This window comes from Pseudomonas xantholysinigenes (assembly GCF_014268885.2).
Classification (GTDB): domain Bacteria; phylum Pseudomonadota; class Gammaproteobacteria; order Pseudomonadales; family Pseudomonadaceae; genus Aquipseudomonas; species Aquipseudomonas xantholysinigenes.
This window is the reverse complement of the sequence record NZ_CP077095.1, coordinates 3,296,085-3,313,301: the sequence shown is the minus strand read 5'-3', so window position 1 is coordinate 3,313,301 and position 17,217 is coordinate 3,296,085. Positions and strand designations below refer to the sequence as shown.

Sequence of the window (17,217 nt, the reverse complement as noted above, 5' to 3'; positions counted from 1 at the left end):
GTGGGGATGATGGATTGACCTGAGGCCTGGTCTGTCGGTTCCCAGGCAAGCCCTCGGGTGCCAGGTTCACCGGCAAGCCGGCTCCTACAGAGGCCTGGCTGGGGGTATGCTAGCGGGAACCTTCATCCCGGAGCTAGTCCATGGCCTGGTCCGCTACCCAGTATTCGCTGTTCGAAGATGAACGCACCCGCGCCGTGCGCGATCTGCTCGCCGCGGTGCCGCCGCGCTCGGTGCGCCATGCCACCGACCTGGGCTGCGGCCCGGGCAACTCCACCGAGGTGCTGCTGCAGCGCCATCCCGATGCCCAGGTCACGGCGTTGGACAGCGATGCCGATATGATCGACAAGGCCCGCCAACGTCCGCGCCTGAGCATTCCCCGGGTACGTTGTGAGATTGCCGACATCGCCGGTTGGACGGCCCAGGAGCCACAGGACCTGATCCTCGCCAATGCGTCGCTGCAATGGGTGCCGGAGCACGGCAACCTGTATCCGCATCTGGTGCGGCAATTGAGCGAGGGGGGCAGCCTGGCGGTGCAGACCCCGGACAACCTTGACGAGCCCGCTCACCGGCAGTTGCGCGAGATCGCCAGCCGTGGGCCGTGGGCGGCCAAGTTCGCCGATTTCAGTTTGCCGCCGCGGCACAATGCGGGGTTTTACTACGACTTGTTGAGCCCGCTGTGCGCGCGGGTGGATGTGTGGCGCACCACCTACCATCATCCGTTGGCCGGTGGTGCCGAGGCGGTGGTGGAGTGGTTCAAGGGCTCGGCGTTGCGGCCGTATCTGGCGCGGCTGGATGAGGGGGAGCAGACGGATTTCCTGCAGCTGTATTTGCAGGCCATGCAGCATGATTACCCGGCGGCCAGCGATGGCAAGGTGCTGCTGCCGTTCCCGCGGTTATTCGTGGTGGCGACGCGCTAGGCGCCAGAGCACGTAGCTGTAGACGCCGAGGTTGAGGGTCAGGACCACGGCGCCGAGCCACAGTTGGATTTGTGGGGTCAGGCCGGCGGGGTAGATCAGTGGCCAGATGTAGTGTTCGACGAAGCCGCCGTGGTAGCCGAGGTCGCCGGCGGCGTGGCGCAGGTGGTTTTCCCAGTCGGTGAGGGGGCATTCCAGGTGCAGGCCTTCCACGGCCAGGCCCCAGGCGAGGGCGGGTAAGTGGAGTAGCAGGGCGCGGCGGCGCCAAAGCACCAGCAGGCCGCCGAACAGGACCAGCAGGATGAACGAGAGATGGAACAGGACCAGGGTGTCGGCGGCCAGGCGGTAGAGCATGGGGTGGGGCCTTGCGGTTGGTTTGGCGATGAATGTGTTTTTTGGAGTTTCTGAGATTGGGGGTTGTTTTAATAGTTTTATGCGCATTCATTTGCGATGTCGACGCATAGTCACCTTTTCGCCTTTACGGCGAGTTCCTTTTTGTCGTGGCAAAAAGGAACCAAAAACCGTGCGCTCCATCATCCGGCCCTACGCTTCGCTCCGGGTTCCCTCACTCCGGCCTTGCTCCCGGGAGGACCGCGCTGTAGGGCCCATCCTGGGCCCCAGCGCTTGACGGGCATCCATGCCCGTCACCTCCCTCCGCAAGGCCTGCGTTCGGCCTCCTGAAGTCGCGAAGTTAGGGGCGGCGCCTGCACTGGCGCAGCTGTCGCTAGTTGCATGTCTGTGATCTCCAGGGCCCTTTCGCGGGCAAGCCCGCTCCCACAGGAGAGTGGTGGAAGTTGAAAATATGCATAACCCTGTGGGAGCGGGTTTACCCGCGAAAGGGTCAGAGCAGTCAATATTTAAATGACTGCCAGAAACCAATTTAAAACTTCTGCTCTTGCTCTTGCTCTTGCTCTTGCTCTTGTTCTTGTTCTTGCTTCTAAGTGCGCGATAGTTCAGGCACCGCCAATTGCGACTTCAGGAGGCCGAGCGGAGTTCTTGCGAAGGGAGGTGACGGGCATGGATGCCCGTCAAGCGCTGCGCCCCAGGATGGGGCGTTCAGCGCGATCCTCCCGGGAGCAAGAACGGAGCGAGGGAACCCGGAGCGCAGCGGAGGGCCGGATGAATGGAGCACAACGGCTTTGGTTACTTTGGCCACGACCAAAGTAACCCGCCGTAAGGGCGGAAAGGTGACTAAAAGTCGCTATCGTCTATGAATAAGCATGCAAAAATCAAAACAATAGCACCAGATCCCGCCCCCCCCCTCAAACCATCTCCAAAAACGTAGCCACCACCCGCCGCATCCGCTGCTCCCTCAAGCAAACCAGCGTTTCGGTCAAATGCCGCTGACAATCAACAATCGGCAACGCACACACCCGCGCATCCGCCCCGAACTCCGCCGCCGAAACCACCCCCACGCCAATCCCCACCACCACCGCCTCACGCGCAGCTTCACGGCCTTCGACCTGGATCGCCGGCCGAATCCGCAGCCCCGCCCGCTGCATCTCCTCTTCCAGCGTCTGCCGCGTCACCGACCCCGGCTCACGCAGCACCAAGGGTGTGTCATCCAGGTCGGCCAGGCTGATGGCCCCCCGACTGGCCCACGGATGCTGGTGCGACACGAACGCCACCATCGGATCCCGGCGAATCGGCACGCAATGCAGCCGTTCATCATCGACATCGCGCCCCAGCAACGCCAGGTCGGCCTGGTAACTGAACAGCCGCGCCAGCGACTCATCGGTGTTGCCGGTCTCGATCTTCACCTGGATGCCCGGGTAGCGCTGGCAGAACCGCGCCACCTGCGGCAGCACATGCACCGGCGCATCCACCGCCAGGGTCAGGCTGCCGGTATGCAGGGCGCGGGAGTCCTGCAGCAGCTCCACGGCCTCGGCCTCGCAGGCGAACAGGCGCTGGGTCACCCCCAGCAGCCGCTCGCCCAGGTCGGTCAACTGCACCGAGCGCTTGTTGCGCTGGAACAGCAACACACCAAAGCGCTCTTCCAGCTTGCGCACCTGGTCGGACACCGCCGGCTGGGTGAGGAACAGCTTCTGTGCCGCGCGGGTGAAGCTGCCTTGCTCGGCAACGGCATGGAAGGCCTTGAGTTGAGCGTGCGAGACCGACATCGAGTACTCCACTTAAAAGTCTGGCTTATGTGTGAAATACGATAAATCGATTTTATTTATCAGTCAGCAGCTGTTTCCATGTGTTTCAACCCGGCCGCGCTGCCACAAGCAGCGCCCGGCCGGCCATGGCGGCGCCCCGGTCACGCCCGACCCGCGCCGCCATCTGACCAGATGACGTCCCTCCGTCATGCAGTGCGCAACACAACAACAAGACAGGCGTTTCTTCACATTCTGCCGGCACACTCACGCAAGAGGTCAGAGTCACATGAATCAATCCCTGGGCGCCATCAAGCGTTGGCGCATGCAGATCTTCGCCATTACCTGGCTGGCGTACGCCGCCTTCTACTTCACCCGCAAGGCGTTTTCGGTGGCCAAGTTGGGCATCGCCGAAGACCCGACGTTCATGCTCGACAAGGCCGCGATGGCCAACCTCGACGCCATCTACCTGGCGGCCTACGCCGTGGGCCAGTTCACCTGGGGCATGCTCGCCGACCGCTTTGGGCCGCGTGTGGTGGTGCTGGGTGGGCTGCTGATCTCGGCCGCCGCCGCGGTGGTGATGGGCAGCTACGCGACCTTCCCGATCTTCGCCACCTGCATGCTGGTCCAGGGCCTGGCCCAGTCCACCGGCTGGGCGGGGCTGTGCAAGAACATCGGCAGCTTCTTCCCGTCGGTACAGCGCGGGCGGGTACTGGGGCTGTGGAGTTCGTGCTACGCCTTTGGCGGCCTGGTCGCCTCGCCGTTCGCCGGCTGGTGGGCCTACACCCTGGTCGGCAGCTGGCATGCGGCATTCTTCTCCAGCGCCGTGGTGGTGGCGGCGGTGGCGGTGCTGTTCTTCATTTTCCAGCGCAACAAACCCGAGGATGTCGGCCTGCCAGCGGTGGAGCCTGAACCGCAAAGCATGGCGCCAGGGGGCAACCTGTGCAGCGTCTGGGCACCTTTGCGCGAGATCCTGCGCAACCGCACCGTGCTCACCCTGGGCCTGGCCTACTTCATGCTCAAGCCGGCACGCTACGCCATCTTGCTGTGGGGGCCGGTGATCGTCTTCGAACAGATGCCGTCGGTGGGCAAGGTCGGCGCGGCGATCATCCCCACCGCCTTCGAACTGGCCGGGCTGCTCGGGCCGATCCTCATCGGCCTGGCCTCCGACAAGCTGTTCGGCGCCCGGCGCATGCCGGCCTGTGTGATCAGCCTGATACTGCTGACCCTGACCCTGGCCGGCTTCATGGCCGCGATGCACAGCGGCAGCGTGATGCTGGTCGTGGCGCTGCTGTTCGTCATGGGCCTGACCCTCTACGGCCCCGACTCGATGATCAGCGGTGCCGCCGCCATCGACTTCGGTACTGCCAAGGCCGGCGCCACCGCCGCCGGCTTCGTCAACGGCTGCGGCTCGGTGGGCGCGGTGCTCGGCGGCCTGCTGCCGGGCTACTTCGACAGCGTCACGGTGTTCATCATCTTCGCCGGCACCGCGCTGTTCTCCGCCCTGGTGCTGCTGCCGCACTGGAACAGCCGCCCGGCCAGTACACCCCAGGCCAACGATGTGGCCCCCAACACCGGCATGGCGATCAAGCCACTGCGTACCTAAAGGAAAGCGAAACCGATGAGACCCTTCTGGCTGCAACAGGCCCTGGAGCAGGAAGCGGCGGCGCCATGCCCGCCACTGACCGGCGATACGCGTTGCGATGTCTGTATCGTCGGCGGTGGCTACACCGGGCTGTGGACCGCGCTGATGCTCAAGGAACAAGCGCCGCAACTGGATGTGCTGCTGATCGAGGCGGACATCTGCGGCGCCGGGGCCAGTGGGCGCAACGGCGGCTGCGCGCTGTCGTGGTCGGCCAAGTACTTTACCCTCGAGCGCTTGTTCGGCACGCAGGAGGCGGTGCGCCTGGTGCGCGAGTCGGAGCACAGCATCGCGGCCATCGGCGCGTTCTGTGCCAGCAATGGCATCGACTGCGACTACCGTATGGACGGCACCTTGTACACCGCCACCAACCAGGCCCAGCTCGGCGGCACCGATGCAGTGATCGCGGCTCTGCAGCGCCAAGGAATCAACTCGTTCCAGCGCCTGCCCCTGGCCCAGTTGCAGCGCCTGGCGGGCTCCGAGCGGCACCTGGAAGGCTGGTATTCGCCGGCCGCCGCCACGGTGCAGCCGGGGCGCCTGGTACGTGGTTTGCGCCGGGTGGCGTTGCAGCGTGGGGTGCGCATCCATGAGGGCACGGCGATGACTGGGCTGGCGCATGGCGCGCCGGCCACGGTGCGTACCCCTGGTGGGAGCATTCGCGCCGATCGCGTGGTACTCGGCCTCAATGCCTGGATGGCGCGCGCCTTCCCGCAGTTCGAACGCAGCGTGGCGATCGTCTCCAGCGACATGATCATCACCGAGCCATGCCCGGAGCTGCTGCGCCAGATCGGCCTGGACAGCGGCGTCAGCGTGCTCGACTCGCGGATCTTCGTGCACTACTACCACAACACCGCCGATGGCCGGCTGATGCTCGGCAAGGGCGGCAACACCTTCGCCTATGGTGGGCGCATGCTGCCGGTGTTCGACCAGCCGTCACCCTACCAGCCGCTGTTGCGCGACAGCCTGGCGGAATTTTTCCCAACCTTGGCCGAGGTGCCGCTGGCGGCGAGCTGGAACGGGCCGTCGGACCGCTCGGTGACCGGCTTGCCGTTCTTCGGCAGGCTGGATGGGCAGGGTAATGTGTTCTATGGCTTTGGCTATTCGGGCAGTGGGGTCGGGCCGTGCCACATGGGCGGGCAGATCCTCTCGTCGCTGGCATTGGGCCTGGACAACCCCTGGACCCGTTCGCCACTGGTCAAGGGGCCGTTGGGGCAGTTCCCGCCGGAGCCGGTCCGCTACCTGGGCTCGTTGCTGGTGCGTAATGCCATTCGCCGCAAGGAGCGGGCCGAGGACCACGGCCTGCGGCCGCGCCGGCTGGATGTACGCCTGGCCAGGTTCGCGGCGGCGGCGGGCAAGGCCGACAAGGGCTGAGCCACACGTCGTGCGACTTCAGCCGCGAACACCAGCGCAGCCGGCGCCAGGCACCGCGTCGCTTGCTTCGCGGGTAAACCCGCTCCCACAGGTGTGGTGCATGCCCTGAGGTCGCGCGGTCCCTTCCCTGTGGGAGCGGCTTCAGCCGCGAACACCAGCGCAGCCGGCGCCAGGCACCGCGTCGCTTGCTTCGCGGGTAAACCCGCTCCCACAGGTGTGGTGCATGCCCTGAGGTCGCGCGGTCCCTTCCCTGTGGGAGCGGCTTCAGCCACGAACACCGGCGCAGCCGGTGCCAGGCACTGAGTCGCTTGCTTCGCGGGTAAACCCGCTCCCACAGGTGTGGTGCATGTCCTGAGGTCGGCGCGGTCCCTTCCCTGTGGGAGCGGCTTCAGCCGCGAACACCGGCGCAGCCGGTGCCAGGCACAGCGTCGCTTGTTTTGCGGGTAAACCCGCTCCCACGCGGGTTGTGTGTTTTCTTGTCGAACCCGGCAGCAAGGGCGTATAAACTCTCCCCACTTTTTGGCCGGTCGCTTCCTGAACCGGCCGCTGAAACAAAGAGAGTCGATATGGGCGCACAGTGGAAAGCCAAGCATAGAGAAACGGCGGCCAACGCCAAAGGCAAGATCATGGGCAAGCTGGCCAAGGAGATCCAGATCGCCGCCAAGTCCGGCGCCGACCCGGACATGAACCCGCGCCTGCGCCTGGCCATCGTCCAGGCCAAGAAAGCCTCGATGACCCGTGAAACCCTCGAGCGTGCGATCAAGAAAGGCGCGGGCCTGGACGGCGAAGCCGTGCAGTACCACGCTGTCAGCTACGAAGGCTTCGCCCCGCACCAGGTGCCGCTGATCGTCGAGTGCCTGACCGACAACGTCAACCGTACCGTGGCCCAGATCCGCGTGCTGTTCCGCAAGGGCCAGCTTGGCGCCAGCGGCTCGGTGGCCTGGGACTTCAACCATGTCGGCCTGATCGAGGCCACCGCCGAAGGTGACGCCGACCCGGAGATGGCGGCCATCGAAGCCGGTGCCCAGGACTTCGAGGACGGCGAGGAAGAGGGCTCGACCCTGTTCATCACCGACACCACCGACCTGGACGCCGTGCAGAAAGCCCTGCCGGAGCACGGTTTCACCGTTACCTCGGCGAAGATCGGCTACACCCCGAAGAACCCGGTAAGCGCCGCCGGCCTGAGCGCCGAGGCCCTGGCCGAGGTCGAGGCGTTCCTCGAGGCGATCGATGATAACGACGATGTGCAGAACGTCTATGTCGGCCTGACCGACTGATCCAGGCGACGTCATCGCGGGGCAACCCCGCTCCCACCGCCGTTGTGGGGGTGGGCTTGCCCCGCGCTCATTTCCGGACCCGTGCCATGCATCCTGCCTTCGCCTCGCTCAGCCTCGCCCACCTGCGCACCCTTGATTGCCTGCTGCAGCTGAAGAACCTCAGCCATGCCGCCGAACGCCTGGGCTGCAGCCAGTCGGCGCTGAGCCGCCAGCTGGCCAGCCTGCGCGAAGCGTTCGACGACCCGTTGCTGGTACGCCAGGGACGTGGCTATGTGCTCAGCGAACATGCCGAGGCGCTGGTCGAGCCGTTGCGCCAGGTACTCGAGGAACTCAATGCCCTGCGTCAACCGGCGGCGTTCGACCCGGCGCGCTGCGAACGGCGTTTCTGCCTGGCCGCCTCCGATTACGTGGCCGAACACATGCTGCCGCAGCTGGTGGCCGTGCTGGAGCAGGAGGCGCCCGGTGTCTCGCTGGAGTACCGCACCTGGCAAGCGGGTCAGTATGCCTTGCTCGCCAGCGGTGAAATCGACCTGGCCACCACCTTGTTCGACGAGTCGCCGCCCAACTTGCACGGGCGCCTGCTGGGCGAGGACCGGGCGGTGTGCCTGATGCGCCAGGACCACCCGCTGAGCGCCCAGGCCGAGGTGAGCCAGCAGGACTACCTGGCGTTCAAGCACGTGCGCGTATCCGGCGGCGGTGACAAGGACAGCTTCATCGACCGCCACCTGCGGGCCCTGGGCCTGCAACGGCGGATCAGCCTGGAGGTGCCGTTCTTCAGTGCCATGGTGCAGGTGGTCGGCCAGGGCCAGGCGCTGGCCACGGTGCCCGAGCATATTGCCGTGCAGTTGGCGCGCCTGCACGGCCTGGCCTGGCGCCCCTTGGGTTTCATCGGCCATAGCCAGCGCTACTGGGTGGTCTGGCACCAGCGCCTGCAAGCCTCCGCCGAGCACCGCTGGTTGCGCAACCGGGTGTTCGAGGTGTGGCGTCAGTCGCAGTTCGGCGTGCAGGGCGGGCATGCGCCTGCGCCATAGCAGCTATGCGCGAAGTGGGGTTATTCGCCAACTGGCAGGCGCCTAGACTGCGGACATTGTGTTGCCTGCGCCGGCCTCTTCGCGGGCAAGCCCGCTCCCACAGGCTATGGAGATACCCTCTGTGGGAGCGGGTTTACCCGCGAAGAGGCCGGCACTGGCGCCTGACAACCCGCAGGAGAGCCCCCGTGACCCCAGAACAATTCCGCCAGTACGGCCACCAACTGATCGACCTGATCGCCGACTACCGCCAGAGCGTCGGCGAGCGCCCGGTCATGGCCCAGGTCCAGCCCGGCTACCTCAAGGCCGCCTTGCCGCAAGGCGCGCCACGGCAAGGCGAACCGTTCGAGGCCATCCTCGCCGACGTCGACAAGCTGCTCATGCCCGGCCTGTCGCATTGGCAGCACCCGGACTTCTACGGCTACTTCCCCTCCAATGGCACCCTGTCCTCGGTGCTCGGGGATTTTCTCAGCACCGGCCTGGGCGTGCTCGGCTTGTCGTGGCAGTCCAGCCCGGCCCTGAGCGAACTGGAGGAAACCACCCTCGACTGGCTGCGCCAGTTGCTGGGGCTCGGCGACCAGTGGAGCGGGGTGATCCAGGACACCGCCTCGACCAGCACCCTGGTGGCGCTGATCTGCGCGCGCGAGCGCGCCACCGACCATGCCCAGGTGCGCGGTGGCCTGCAGGGCCAGGCCAGGCCGTTGATCGTCTATGTCAGTGCCCATGCCCACAGCTCGGTGGACAAGGCCGCGCTGCTGGCAGGCTTTGGCCGTGACAATATTCGCCTGATCGCCACCGATGAGCAGTTCGCCATGCGTCCCGAGGCGCTGGAGGCGGCCATCGCCAAGGACCTGGTCGCCGGCAACCAGCCCTGCGCGGTGATCGCCACCACCGGCACCACCACCACCACGGCGCTGGACCCGCTGCGCGCGATCGGTGAAATCGCCCAGGCCAACCAGCTGTGGTTGCATGTGGATTCGGCAATGGCCGGTTCGGCGATGATCCTGCCGGAATGCCGCTGGATGTGGGACGGCATCGAGCTGGCCGATTCGGTGGTGGTCAATGCCCACAAATGGCTGGGCGTGGCCTTCGACTGCTCGATCTACTATGTGCGCGACCCGCAGCACTTGATCCGGGTGATGAGCACCAACCCCAGCTACCTGCAATCGGCGGTCGATGGCGAGGTGAAGAACCTGCGTGACTGGGGCATTCCCCTGGGGCGCCGGTTCCGTGCGTTGAAACTGTGGTTCATGCTGCGCAGTGAGGGCGTCGAGGCGTTGCAGCAGCGCCTGCGCCGCGACCTGGACAATGCCCGCTGGCTGGCGGAGCAGGTCGAGGCGACCGCGGGTTGGGAACTGCTGGCGCCGGTGCAGTTGCAGACCTTGTGCATTCGCCATCGCCCCGCTGGATTGGACGATGAGGCATTGGATCGTCACACCCGCGCCTGGGCCGAGCGCTTGAATGCTTCAGGTGACGCCTATGTCACTCCTGCGACCTTGAACGGGCGCTGGATGGTGCGGGTATCGGTGGGGGCGTTGCCGACCGAGCGCGAGCATGTGCAACGGTTGTGGCAGCGCCTGCAGGCTGTGGTGGCCTGAGTGGTTGTGCGCCCTGCACGGCGCACACCTGCATCAGGCGGCTTTTTGCAGCAACAGCCGCAGTGACGCGTCGAATTGCCGCAAAGCATCGGCCTGCACGGCTTGCTCCTCGGCCAGCCGGCCGGCCAGCACCTGGGTGTTGGCGTCCTTGCGCGCGACCCCTTCGGCGCGGCCGATGTAGGTCAGTTGGTCATCGTAGAACCGCGCCACCACGCTGGCCTCGATGCCAGTAGCCACCAGGCTGCTCTGGCTGTCGAGCAGCACGATGACGTCGGGCCGGTCGGCCAGCAGGGTGTCGAGGTCGTCATAGAAGGTCACCGCGGCAAACTGCTGCGCCAGGGAGCGCGCCAGCCAGGCGTAGGCCTGGTTGTGCCCCAGTGGCGCAACCGGCGTGGCCGAGGCGACTCCCGGCTCAATGGCGTCGCGGTGGCGCTGCAGGTAGTCCAGTGTCGCGCTGGCGTTGTGCCCGAGCAGCACGGCCACATGCTGGCCATGGCTCAGGGTGACGCTGGACAGCTCAGTGGCCGAATAGAAGTGCGCGTAGGGCCGCACGTCCTGCTGGCTGCTCGACGTGGCGCATCCGCTCAGGGCCGCGAGCAGGGCCAGCAGGGCGGCGATCATGGCAGTTTTCATGGGAAGTGCCTCGCTGAAGATCCATGGCCAACATGCTGCGCGCGGACACGCGCCGGCGGAACTCAATGGCAGGCATGGTGGCTATCGACCCGGTTGATGGTGCAACGCCCGCCGTGGCTTGAAAGAGCCAGCCTATCGTCCTGCAACAGCGCTTCTATTAGACCTCTGTCCAGGCTCGGCTAGTCTTTGTGCTGGTCCCACTAAAAGCCGCTGCGCCCACGCGCCTGGACGGCACCGACCACACCTGATGAGGAGCAGGCCGCGCCCTGGGCGCGACCGATCGAATCCCTGGCAGCGCAACGACAACAACGCCCGGAAATCTGGACAGACCCGACCTAAAGGTAGACACAGATGGCGAACGAATCGAAATGCCCGTTCCACCAAACCGCCGGTGGCGGCACCAGCAACCGTGACTGGTGGCCTGACCAGCTCAACCTGAAGATCCTCCACCAGCATTCGTCCAAGTCCGACCCCATGGACCCGGACTTCGACTACGCCAAGGCGTTCAAGAGCCTCGACTTCCAGGCCCTGAAAAAAGACCTGACCGCCTTGATGACCGATTCCCAGGACTGGTGGCCCGCCGACTTCGGTCACTACGGCCCACTGTTCATCCGCATGGCCTGGCACAGCGCCGGTACCTATCGCATCGGTGATGGGCGCGGCGGCGCCGGCTCCGGCCAGCAACGTTTCGCCCCGCTCAACAGCTGGCCCGACAACGTCAGCCTGGACAAGGCCCGGCGCCTGCTGTGGCCGATCAAGCAGAAGTACGGCAACAGGATTTCCTGGGCCGACCTGATCGTGCTCACCGGCAACGTGGCCCTGGAGTCGATGGGCTTCAAGACCTTCGGTTTCTCCGGCGGGCGCGCCGATGTGTGGGAGCCGGACGAGGATGTCTACTGGGGCTCGGAGAAGGTTTGGCTGGGCGGCGATACCCGCTACGGCAAGGCCGAGCCGGCGGGCAAGGGCGACCTGGTGGCCGAGCCTGCCAAGCGCCCCGAGGAGCAGAGCCGCAACCTGGCGGGCGAGCGCAACCTGGAGAATCCCCTGGCCGCGGTGCAGATGGGGCTGATCTACGTCAACCCAGAGGGGCCGGACGGCACGCCGGACCCGGTCGCATCGGGCAAGGACATCCGCGACACCTTTGGCCGCATGGCGATGAACGATGAAGAAACCGTGGCGCTGATCGCCGGCGGCCATGCCTTCGGCAAGACCCATGGCGCAGGCCCCGCCGACAACGTCGGTGCCGAGCCGGAAGCCGCGGGGTTGGAGCAGCAAGGGCTGGGCTGGGCCAACAAGTTCGGCACCGGCAAAGGCGGTGACACCATCACCAGCGGTCTGGAAGTCATCTGGACCTCGACGCCCACGCGCTGGAGCAACGAGTACCTGAACAACCTGTTCAACTTCGAATGGGAACTGACCAAGAGCCCGGCGGGTGCCCATCAGTGGCGACCCAAGGATGGCAAGGGCGCAGGTACTGTGCCTGATGCCCACGATGGGTCCAAACGGCATGCGCCCTCGATGCTCACCTCCGACCTGGCGCTGCGCTTCGACCCGATCTACGAACCCATCGCCCGCCGCTTCAAGGACAACCCCGAGCAGTTGGCCGATGCCTTCGCTCGCGCCTGGTACAAACTGATCCACCGCGACATGGGCCCGCTGGCGCGTTACCTCGGCCCGGAAATGCCCAACGAGGAATTGCTCTGGCAAGACCCACTGCCCAAGGCCGGCGCGCAGCCCAGCGAGGCTGACATCGCCGCGTTGAAAGCCAAGGTCCTGGCCTCGGGCCTGAGCGTGGCCGAGCTGGTTGCCACTGCCTGGGCCTCGGCTTCGACCTTCCGCGGCTCGGACAAGCGCGGCGGGGCCAATGGCGCACGCCTGCGCCTGGCGCCGCAGAAAGACTGGGCGGCGAACCAGGGCGTGGACAAGGTGCTCGCGGCCCTGGAAAAAATCCGCAGCGAAGGCGGCAACAAGATCTCCATGGCCGACCTGATCGTACTGGCCGGCAGCGCCGCGGTGGAAAAAGCGGCCAAGGACGCAGGGCACAGCATCAGCGTGCCGTTCCATCCAGGCCGGGTCGATGCTTCGCAGGCGCAGACCGATGTCGAGTCGTTCGCCGTCCTTGAACCCCTGGCTGACGGCTTCCGCAATTTCACCAAGGCGCGTTACAGCGTCAAGGCCGAGAAGCTGCTGCTGGACAAGGCACAACTGCTGACCCTGACCGCGCCGGAGCTGACCGTGCTGATCGGAGGCCTGCGCGTGCTGGGCGCCAACCATGGCGGCGGCAAGCAGGGCGTGTTCACCGACAAGGTCGGCGTGCTCAGCAACGACTTCTTCCGCAACCTGCTGGACATGGGCGTGGAGTGGAAGCCGACCACGGCGGACAACGAGGCCTTTGAAGGGCGTGACCGCAAGACCGGACAGGTGAAGTGGACGGCCAGCCGGGTCGACCTGGTGTTCGGCTCCCACGCCCAGTTGCGGGCGATCAGCGAGGTGTATGGCAGTAGCGACAGCGGGCAGAAGTTTGCCAGGGACTTTGTCGCGGCCTGGGTGAAAGTCATGGAGCTGGACCGCTTCGATCTGCAGTGACGTAACCGGCATGGCATGCCCCAGGCATGTCATGCCGGCTGCGGCGCGCTTGGAGGGCGGTGGCTCGGAAAGGTATTTTATTCACTTGTTGATTTATTAGTGAATAAAGCGCAGGATGCGCCTACTTTTCAAGCCAAGGAGCCTGTAATGACCCTCCTCACTGACTTGCTGGCAACGGCTGCCGCGCAATTTGACGAGCGCAAGTACCCCGCCGATGTCTACCTGTTCCTGATGACCCAGATTGGCAACGCCGCCTCTCCAGAGGCGCTGGCGCAACTGTTGGCGCATGCCTTGGCCTGGAAGGATGGCAAGATCTTCCGCGATGCTGCCGGGCCTTTTCAGGCCGAGCCGTTTGCCGTGCGTTACCGGGTAGAGCGTGTCAAACCCAATACCCATGGTGAGCGGCACGAAGCAATCCTGGCTTCGCCGGCGTTCTACGAGTGGGCCTGCGAGGTCCGACGTCTGCAGGCGTTCCATCCTGGCATCATCCGCGACATGGAGCAGCGTTTCGGTTTGTGGTCGAGCGTGGTCATGCCGGTGTTCCTGTTGCATTGCTTGAATCCGCGAGTGTTTCCGATCATTGATCGCTGGGTAGTGGCGGCGTATCGCTTCCTCACGGCCAGGCCGGTGGGCATGGGGCAGGAGAACTTGACGCTGGATACCTACGAGGGCTACCAGCAATGGTGGTTGCAAGTGCTGGCCGAGGCGCAGCTGGCGCCCATGTCGGCGCGCCTCGACCAGCTCAAGGCGTTGGACGCTGGTTTGTGGGTTTTGGGCAAGCGCTTGGCCGACCAAGGTTTGGAGCCGCCAGGGCACGCGAGTGATGGGCAGAGTGCAATGCTGCCGGTTACCGAGCTTGCGCCTGGTACCGATTCCCAGGCGTTCAAACTGCGGGCGATTGCCATTCGTAACTCGGGGCTGTCGCAGCGTGAGTCGATCCTGCAGGCGGCGCGCGAGATGGATATCGAGCTCAAGTCTTCTTACCTGAACTACCCGGGGAGTCATTTCGATCGCTGGCGCCGCCAAGGGTTGAGCTGACTACCGCAATACCCCTAGTACATCCGATTGCCGTGGGAATCGCCCGGCGAACGCCGGCTTCGCGATGCCGGCCACCCTGCTACCTGGCTCGTCGGTGAGGTTGGCACCTGCGCTTCGGGGCAGGCGCGCAGCACCGCCTGTTCTTTAGCGAGCGGTGCTCGAGGTTGCCTCGCGCTCCGCGGTATCGCCGGGCTCATCGTGCAGCGACAGCCGCGACGTCTCTGGCAACGCCAACCCACCGATCAACGCCAGCAGGGCAATCACCACCAGATAGAACGCCGGCGCCAGGCGACTGCCGCTCTGCTCGATCAACCAAGTCGCCACCAGCGGCGCGGTACCACCGAACAAGGTGTAGGCCACGTTGTAGGTGATCGCCGAGGCGGTGTAACGACTGCGGGTCGGGAAACACTCCGACAGCAGCGCTGTGGTGACCACGCCGCTCATGAGCGCGCCGATGGCCAGCAGGATCACCCCCAGCAAGGCCCCGGCCAACGAGCCCGAGCTGGCCAACCAGTAGGCTGGAAACACCGCGAGCATCACCCACAGGCAGGTAAAGCCAATGGTCCGCCGACGCCCGACCCGGTCGGAGAACGCCCCGGCCAGCGGGCAGCCAGCGGCGGCGAACAGCAGCGCCACGGTGGACACCAGCAAGGCCTGGGCCCGGCTGAGCTGGCCGACGGTCTGCAGGTAGGTGGCGAAGTAGGTGGTGAACATGTAGAACGACAGGGCGGTGAGCGAGATGAACGCGCCCAGGTTGCGGATGGTGCGACCATGGTGGCGCAGGGTGTCGCCCAGCGGTGAATGCGCATGGGCCTTGCCTTCGGCCATGGCCTGGCGGAAGGCCGGGGTTTCTTCCATACGCCAGCGCAGATACAAGCCGACCAGTCCCAGGGGCGCGGCAATCAGGAACGGAATGCGCCAGCCCCAGGTATTCATCGCCTCGGGCGTCAGGCTTGCCTCCAGGCCGTAGGCGATCACTGCCGCGCAGGCGAAGGCGGAAAAGGTCGAGACCGGCACGAAGCTGCCATAGAACGCGCGTTTGTGCTGGGGCGCATGCTCCATCAGGTAGGCACAGGCCCCGGCGTATTCACCACCAGCGGAAAACCCTTGCAGGCAGCGCGCCAGGGTCAGTAGCAGCGGTGCCAGCACACCGATGCTGGCGTAGGTCGGCAGCAGGCCGATCAGGGTGGTGGAGCCGGCCATCAGCAGGATGGTCAGCGACAGGATGCGCTTGCGCCCCAGGCGATCGCCCAGGGCGCCGAACACGATGCCGCCCAGCGGGCGCAGGGCGAAGGCCACGGCGAACACGGCGAAGGTCTTGAGCAGGGCGACGCTGGCGCTTTCACCGGTAAAGAACTGGCTGGCGATCAGCGTGGCGAGGAAACCGTAGACGGCAAAGTCGAACCATTCGACGAAGTTGCCGATGGCCGAGGCGGCGATCACCCGGCGCAGGGTGGCAGGTGGGACCTCATGGGGGGTGGACATGAACGTGCTCTCCGGTGGTCTGGGCAGCCTGGACAAGTGCGGCGCGCTCGGGGCGCGCCGTCATTGTTGTCAGGGCAGTAGACCGGCCCGTGGCAGAGGGTGCTGTGCCAGGGGCGACTCCGGGATATCCGTTATGGCCGATCAGGTCGCGACGATGTTGTCCATGTTGGGCGCGGCATCAACACCAAGGGTGCTGCCACCTCGACCTGGTCGTGCTCGAACAGGCCTTCTGGAACGGGCGGGTAGGTAGTGAGCCAGCATTCCCGTTCGGCCAGGCGTGCCAGTGCGGCAAAGTCCGAGACGATGGCGTCTGCGGGAAGCAGGCGGGCGATCTGCGGCGAGCTTGGCACAGCTTTGCAGGCGATGGGGCGGCTGTTGCGGTCCAGGCTGAGCCTGAGGGTGACCGCGCCGACCAGGGTGCCCTGGTTGGCGGCGTTCAGCCGGCTGCTCAATGCGTTCTGCATGCCGGCAATGAAGGCGGCCATGGTCGGGGCATCGACGGCTGGGGTTGCCGTGGTTTTCTGGCTGCAGCCCATGAGGGTCAGCAGGGCGAGTAACGCGAGGGTGGGGCGATGGAGGTTCGGCACTGAAACGTCCTTGGAGAAAAGGCCGGCACGTTCATGTGCCAGGTGTTGGGGTACGTCGCTACTGGACGTAGCGCGATGGCAGATTTTTAGTCCCTCGCAGGCTGGGTGCAAGTGTTGGGGCCTGCCGGTCGATCGTCATTGCCGATCACAACCGACCGTGACCGACCAGGTATGCACTGGCCGCTGATCCTTGACCGCCTCGGGTACCGCGATTGGCGCCTCGTCGGGGCCGAGCAGTGCTTCGATCTCACGCACGCTGCGCAGGTACGGGTCCAGGTTGCTGCCCAGCCCGGTCGCATGGGGAATCCACCAGGCAATGGCTTGGGGCTGGCCCTGGTCATCTTCGGTCAGCAGCACCTTCCAGAACACCTCGGGCGTCGCGATGCCGTGGGACTCGACGAAGTGATCGTTGACCAGCGCCTGGCCCGCATGCCCAAACACTACGCCGCCGATCACCGTCACCGGGTGCAGGTCGCGGTAGCACTCGGTCAGCAGCTCGGTCTGGTACCAGGTGCGACTGTTGTGCGTGGCCAGTTGCGGGACGATGTTGCTCATCAGGTTGGAGGCGTCCATGGCCGCGCGGTCGTCGTCGAAGTGGTTGTTTGCTGCCAGGTGCCCACGGTGATAACCCTTGGGCAGTGAGTAGGCCTTGGCCGAGAGTTGGCCCTTGCAGCCCTCGGGCAGGCTGCGGTCGATGCGGAAATTGTCGAGGCGTTCCAGTTGGCCTTCATCCCGATCCAAGGTGAACATGAAGCGATGCGGCTCGCCGCGTTGGCAGTCGTACCAGAGCTGGAAGCGTCCGTGGTCGAGGAGGGTCAGCGGGGTTGCGCTGGGTGGCGATACCACCGGCGATGGCAGGCGTGGTGCGCAGGACGTGAGGGTGAGCAGGAACAGCAGGAACAGCAAACGCATGCCGCGTCATCCATGAGAAAAGCGGCGAATCCTACAGCATGGAAAGGGCG

General features: G+C 65.5%; 14 protein-coding genes. 8 read left to right on the top strand and 6 right to left on the bottom strand.

Annotation, left to right across the window (positions count from 1 at the left end):
* Positions 1-140: 140 nt before the first annotated feature.
* The gene (gene tam, locus HU772_RS14640) at positions 141-917 is read left to right on the top strand and encodes a trans-aconitate 2-methyltransferase (RefSeq protein ID WP_186662737.1); all 777 of its coding nucleotides are present in this window, start codon (positions 141-143) and stop codon (positions 915-917) included.
* Here the strand turns inward: tam and HU772_RS14635 are convergent.
* Together HU772_RS14635 and HU772_RS14630 are read right to left on the bottom strand one after the other, a co-directional pair.
* The gene (locus HU772_RS14635) at positions 894-1,268 is read right to left on the bottom strand and encodes a DUF2784 domain-containing protein (protein WP_186662738.1); all 375 of its coding nucleotides are present in this window, start codon (positions 1,266-1,268) and stop codon (positions 894-896) included. The two genes, tam and HU772_RS14635, sit on opposite strands and share 24 nt — an antisense overlap.
* Before the next feature lie 908 nt (positions 1,269-2,176).
* On the bottom strand, positions 2,177-3,034 hold the full coding sequence (locus tag HU772_RS14630) for a LysR substrate-binding domain-containing protein (RefSeq protein WP_186662739.1): 858 nt from the start codon (positions 3,032-3,034) through the stop codon (positions 2,177-2,179).
* A gap of 265 nt (positions 3,035-3,299) precedes the next feature.
* Here HU772_RS14630 and HU772_RS14625 point away from each other — a divergent pair, with 265 nt between their 5' ends.
* The 5 genes from HU772_RS14625 (at position 3,300) to HU772_RS14605 (ending at position 9,926) form a co-directional block, all read left to right on the top strand.
* Positions 3,300-4,616 (top strand): MFS transporter, encoded by a 1,317-nt coding sequence (locus HU772_RS14625; RefSeq protein ID WP_186662740.1) that lies wholly within the window; start codon positions 3,300-3,302, stop codon positions 4,614-4,616.
* A 15-nt stretch (positions 4,617-4,631) separates the two neighbouring features.
* Entirely contained in the window at positions 4,632-6,023 is a 1,392-nt protein-coding gene (locus HU772_RS14620) for an FAD-dependent oxidoreductase (RefSeq protein WP_186662741.1), read from the top strand.
* Positions 6,024-6,589: 566 nt separating this feature from the next.
* Positions 6,590-7,300, top strand: a complete 711-nt coding sequence (locus HU772_RS14615; RefSeq protein ID WP_186654179.1) for a YebC/PmpR family DNA-binding transcriptional regulator — start codon at positions 6,590-6,592, stop codon at positions 7,298-7,300.
* An 86-nt stretch (positions 7,301-7,386) separates the two neighbouring features.
* The gene (locus tag HU772_RS14610; RefSeq protein WP_186654182.1) at positions 7,387-8,331 is read left to right on the top strand and encodes a LysR family transcriptional regulator; all 945 of its coding nucleotides are present in this window, start codon (positions 7,387-7,389) and stop codon (positions 8,329-8,331) included.
* Between the two features lie 185 nt (positions 8,332-8,516).
* A complete protein-coding gene (locus tag HU772_RS14605) occupies positions 8,517-9,926 on the top strand; it encodes a DOPA decarboxylase (RefSeq protein ID WP_186654185.1) in 1,410 nt (469 codons plus the stop codon).
* Positions 9,927-9,959: 33 nt separating this feature from the next.
* Here the strand turns inward: HU772_RS14605 and HU772_RS14600 are convergent, their stop codons facing one another.
* Positions 9,960-10,559: a hypothetical protein gene (locus HU772_RS14600; RefSeq protein WP_186654187.1), complete on the bottom strand. Its 600-nt coding sequence runs from the start codon at positions 10,557-10,559 to the stop codon at positions 9,960-9,962.
* A gap of 351 nt (positions 10,560-10,910) precedes the next feature.
* Here HU772_RS14600 and katG point away from each other — a divergent pair, with 351 nt between their 5' ends.
* Positions 10,911-13,145 (top strand): catalase/peroxidase HPI, encoded by a 2,235-nt coding sequence (gene katG / locus HU772_RS14595; protein WP_186654202.1) that lies wholly within the window; start codon positions 10,911-10,913, stop codon positions 13,143-13,145.
* 147 nt (positions 13,146-13,292) lie between these two features.
* Positions 13,293-14,183 carry a hypothetical protein gene (locus tag HU772_RS14590; RefSeq protein ID WP_186654205.1) on the top strand — a complete coding sequence of 297 codons (891 nt, stop codon included), beginning with the start codon at positions 13,293-13,295 and terminating at the stop codon, positions 14,181-14,183.
* A 144-nt stretch (positions 14,184-14,327) separates the two neighbouring features.
* Here the strand turns inward: HU772_RS14590 and HU772_RS14585 are convergent, their stop codons facing one another.
* The 3 genes from HU772_RS14585 to HU772_RS14575 all read right to left on the bottom strand — a co-directional run bounded on the left by HU772_RS14585 (position 14,328) and on the right by HU772_RS14575 (position 17,167).
* Entirely contained in the window at positions 14,328-15,668 is a 1,341-nt protein-coding gene (locus HU772_RS14585; protein WP_186654207.1) for an MFS transporter, read from the bottom strand.
* Positions 15,669-15,799: 131 nt separating this feature from the next.
* The gene (locus HU772_RS14580; RefSeq protein WP_186654210.1) at positions 15,800-16,255 is read right to left on the bottom strand and encodes a hypothetical protein; all 456 of its coding nucleotides are present in this window, start codon (positions 16,253-16,255) and stop codon (positions 15,800-15,802) included.
* A 135-nt stretch (positions 16,256-16,390) separates the two neighbouring features.
* Complete coding sequence (locus HU772_RS14575) at positions 16,391-17,167, bottom strand: DNA/RNA non-specific endonuclease (RefSeq protein ID WP_186654212.1); 777 nt, start codon at positions 17,165-17,167, stop codon at positions 16,391-16,393.
* Between the last annotated feature and the right edge of the window lie 50 nt (positions 17,168-17,217).

What these genes read in the sequence shown, in the direction of transcription:
- HU772_RS14615 (WP_186654179.1), top strand. Translation starts at nt 6,590, where the DNA reads ATGGGCGCACAGTGGAAAGCCAAGCATAGAGAAACGGCGGCCAACGCC.
- tam (WP_186662737.1), top strand. Translation starts at nt 141, where the DNA reads ATGGCCTGGTCCGCTACCCAGTATTCGCTGTTCGAAGATGAACGCACC.
- HU772_RS14620 (WP_186662741.1), top strand. Translation starts at nt 4,632, where the DNA reads ATGAGACCCTTCTGGCTGCAACAGGCCCTGGAGCAGGAAGCGGCGGCG.
- HU772_RS14590 (WP_186654205.1), top strand. Translation starts at nt 13,293, where the DNA reads ATGACCCTCCTCACTGACTTGCTGGCAACGGCTGCCGCGCAATTTGAC.
- HU772_RS14635 (WP_186662738.1), bottom strand. Translation starts at nt 1,268, where the DNA reads ATGCTCTACCGCCTGGCCGCCGACACCCTGGTCCTGTTCCATCTCTCG.
- HU772_RS14625 (WP_186662740.1), top strand. Translation starts at nt 3,300, where the DNA reads ATGAATCAATCCCTGGGCGCCATCAAGCGTTGGCGCATGCAGATCTTC.
- HU772_RS14575 (WP_186654212.1), bottom strand. Translation starts at nt 17,167, where the DNA reads ATGCGTTTGCTGTTCCTGCTGTTCCTGCTCACCCTCACGTCCTGCGCA.
- HU772_RS14585 (WP_186654207.1), bottom strand. Translation starts at nt 15,668, where the DNA reads ATGTCCACCCCCCATGAGGTCCCACCTGCCACCCTGCGCCGGGTGATC.
- HU772_RS14610 (WP_186654182.1), top strand. Translation starts at nt 7,387, where the DNA reads ATGCATCCTGCCTTCGCCTCGCTCAGCCTCGCCCACCTGCGCACCCTT.
- katG (WP_186654202.1), top strand. Translation starts at nt 10,911, where the DNA reads ATGGCGAACGAATCGAAATGCCCGTTCCACCAAACCGCCGGTGGCGGC.
- HU772_RS14600 (WP_186654187.1), bottom strand. Translation starts at nt 10,559, where the DNA reads ATGAAAACTGCCATGATCGCCGCCCTGCTGGCCCTGCTCGCGGCCCTG.
- HU772_RS14630 (WP_186662739.1), bottom strand. Translation starts at nt 3,034, where the DNA reads ATGTCGGTCTCGCACGCTCAACTCAAGGCCTTCCATGCCGTTGCCGAG.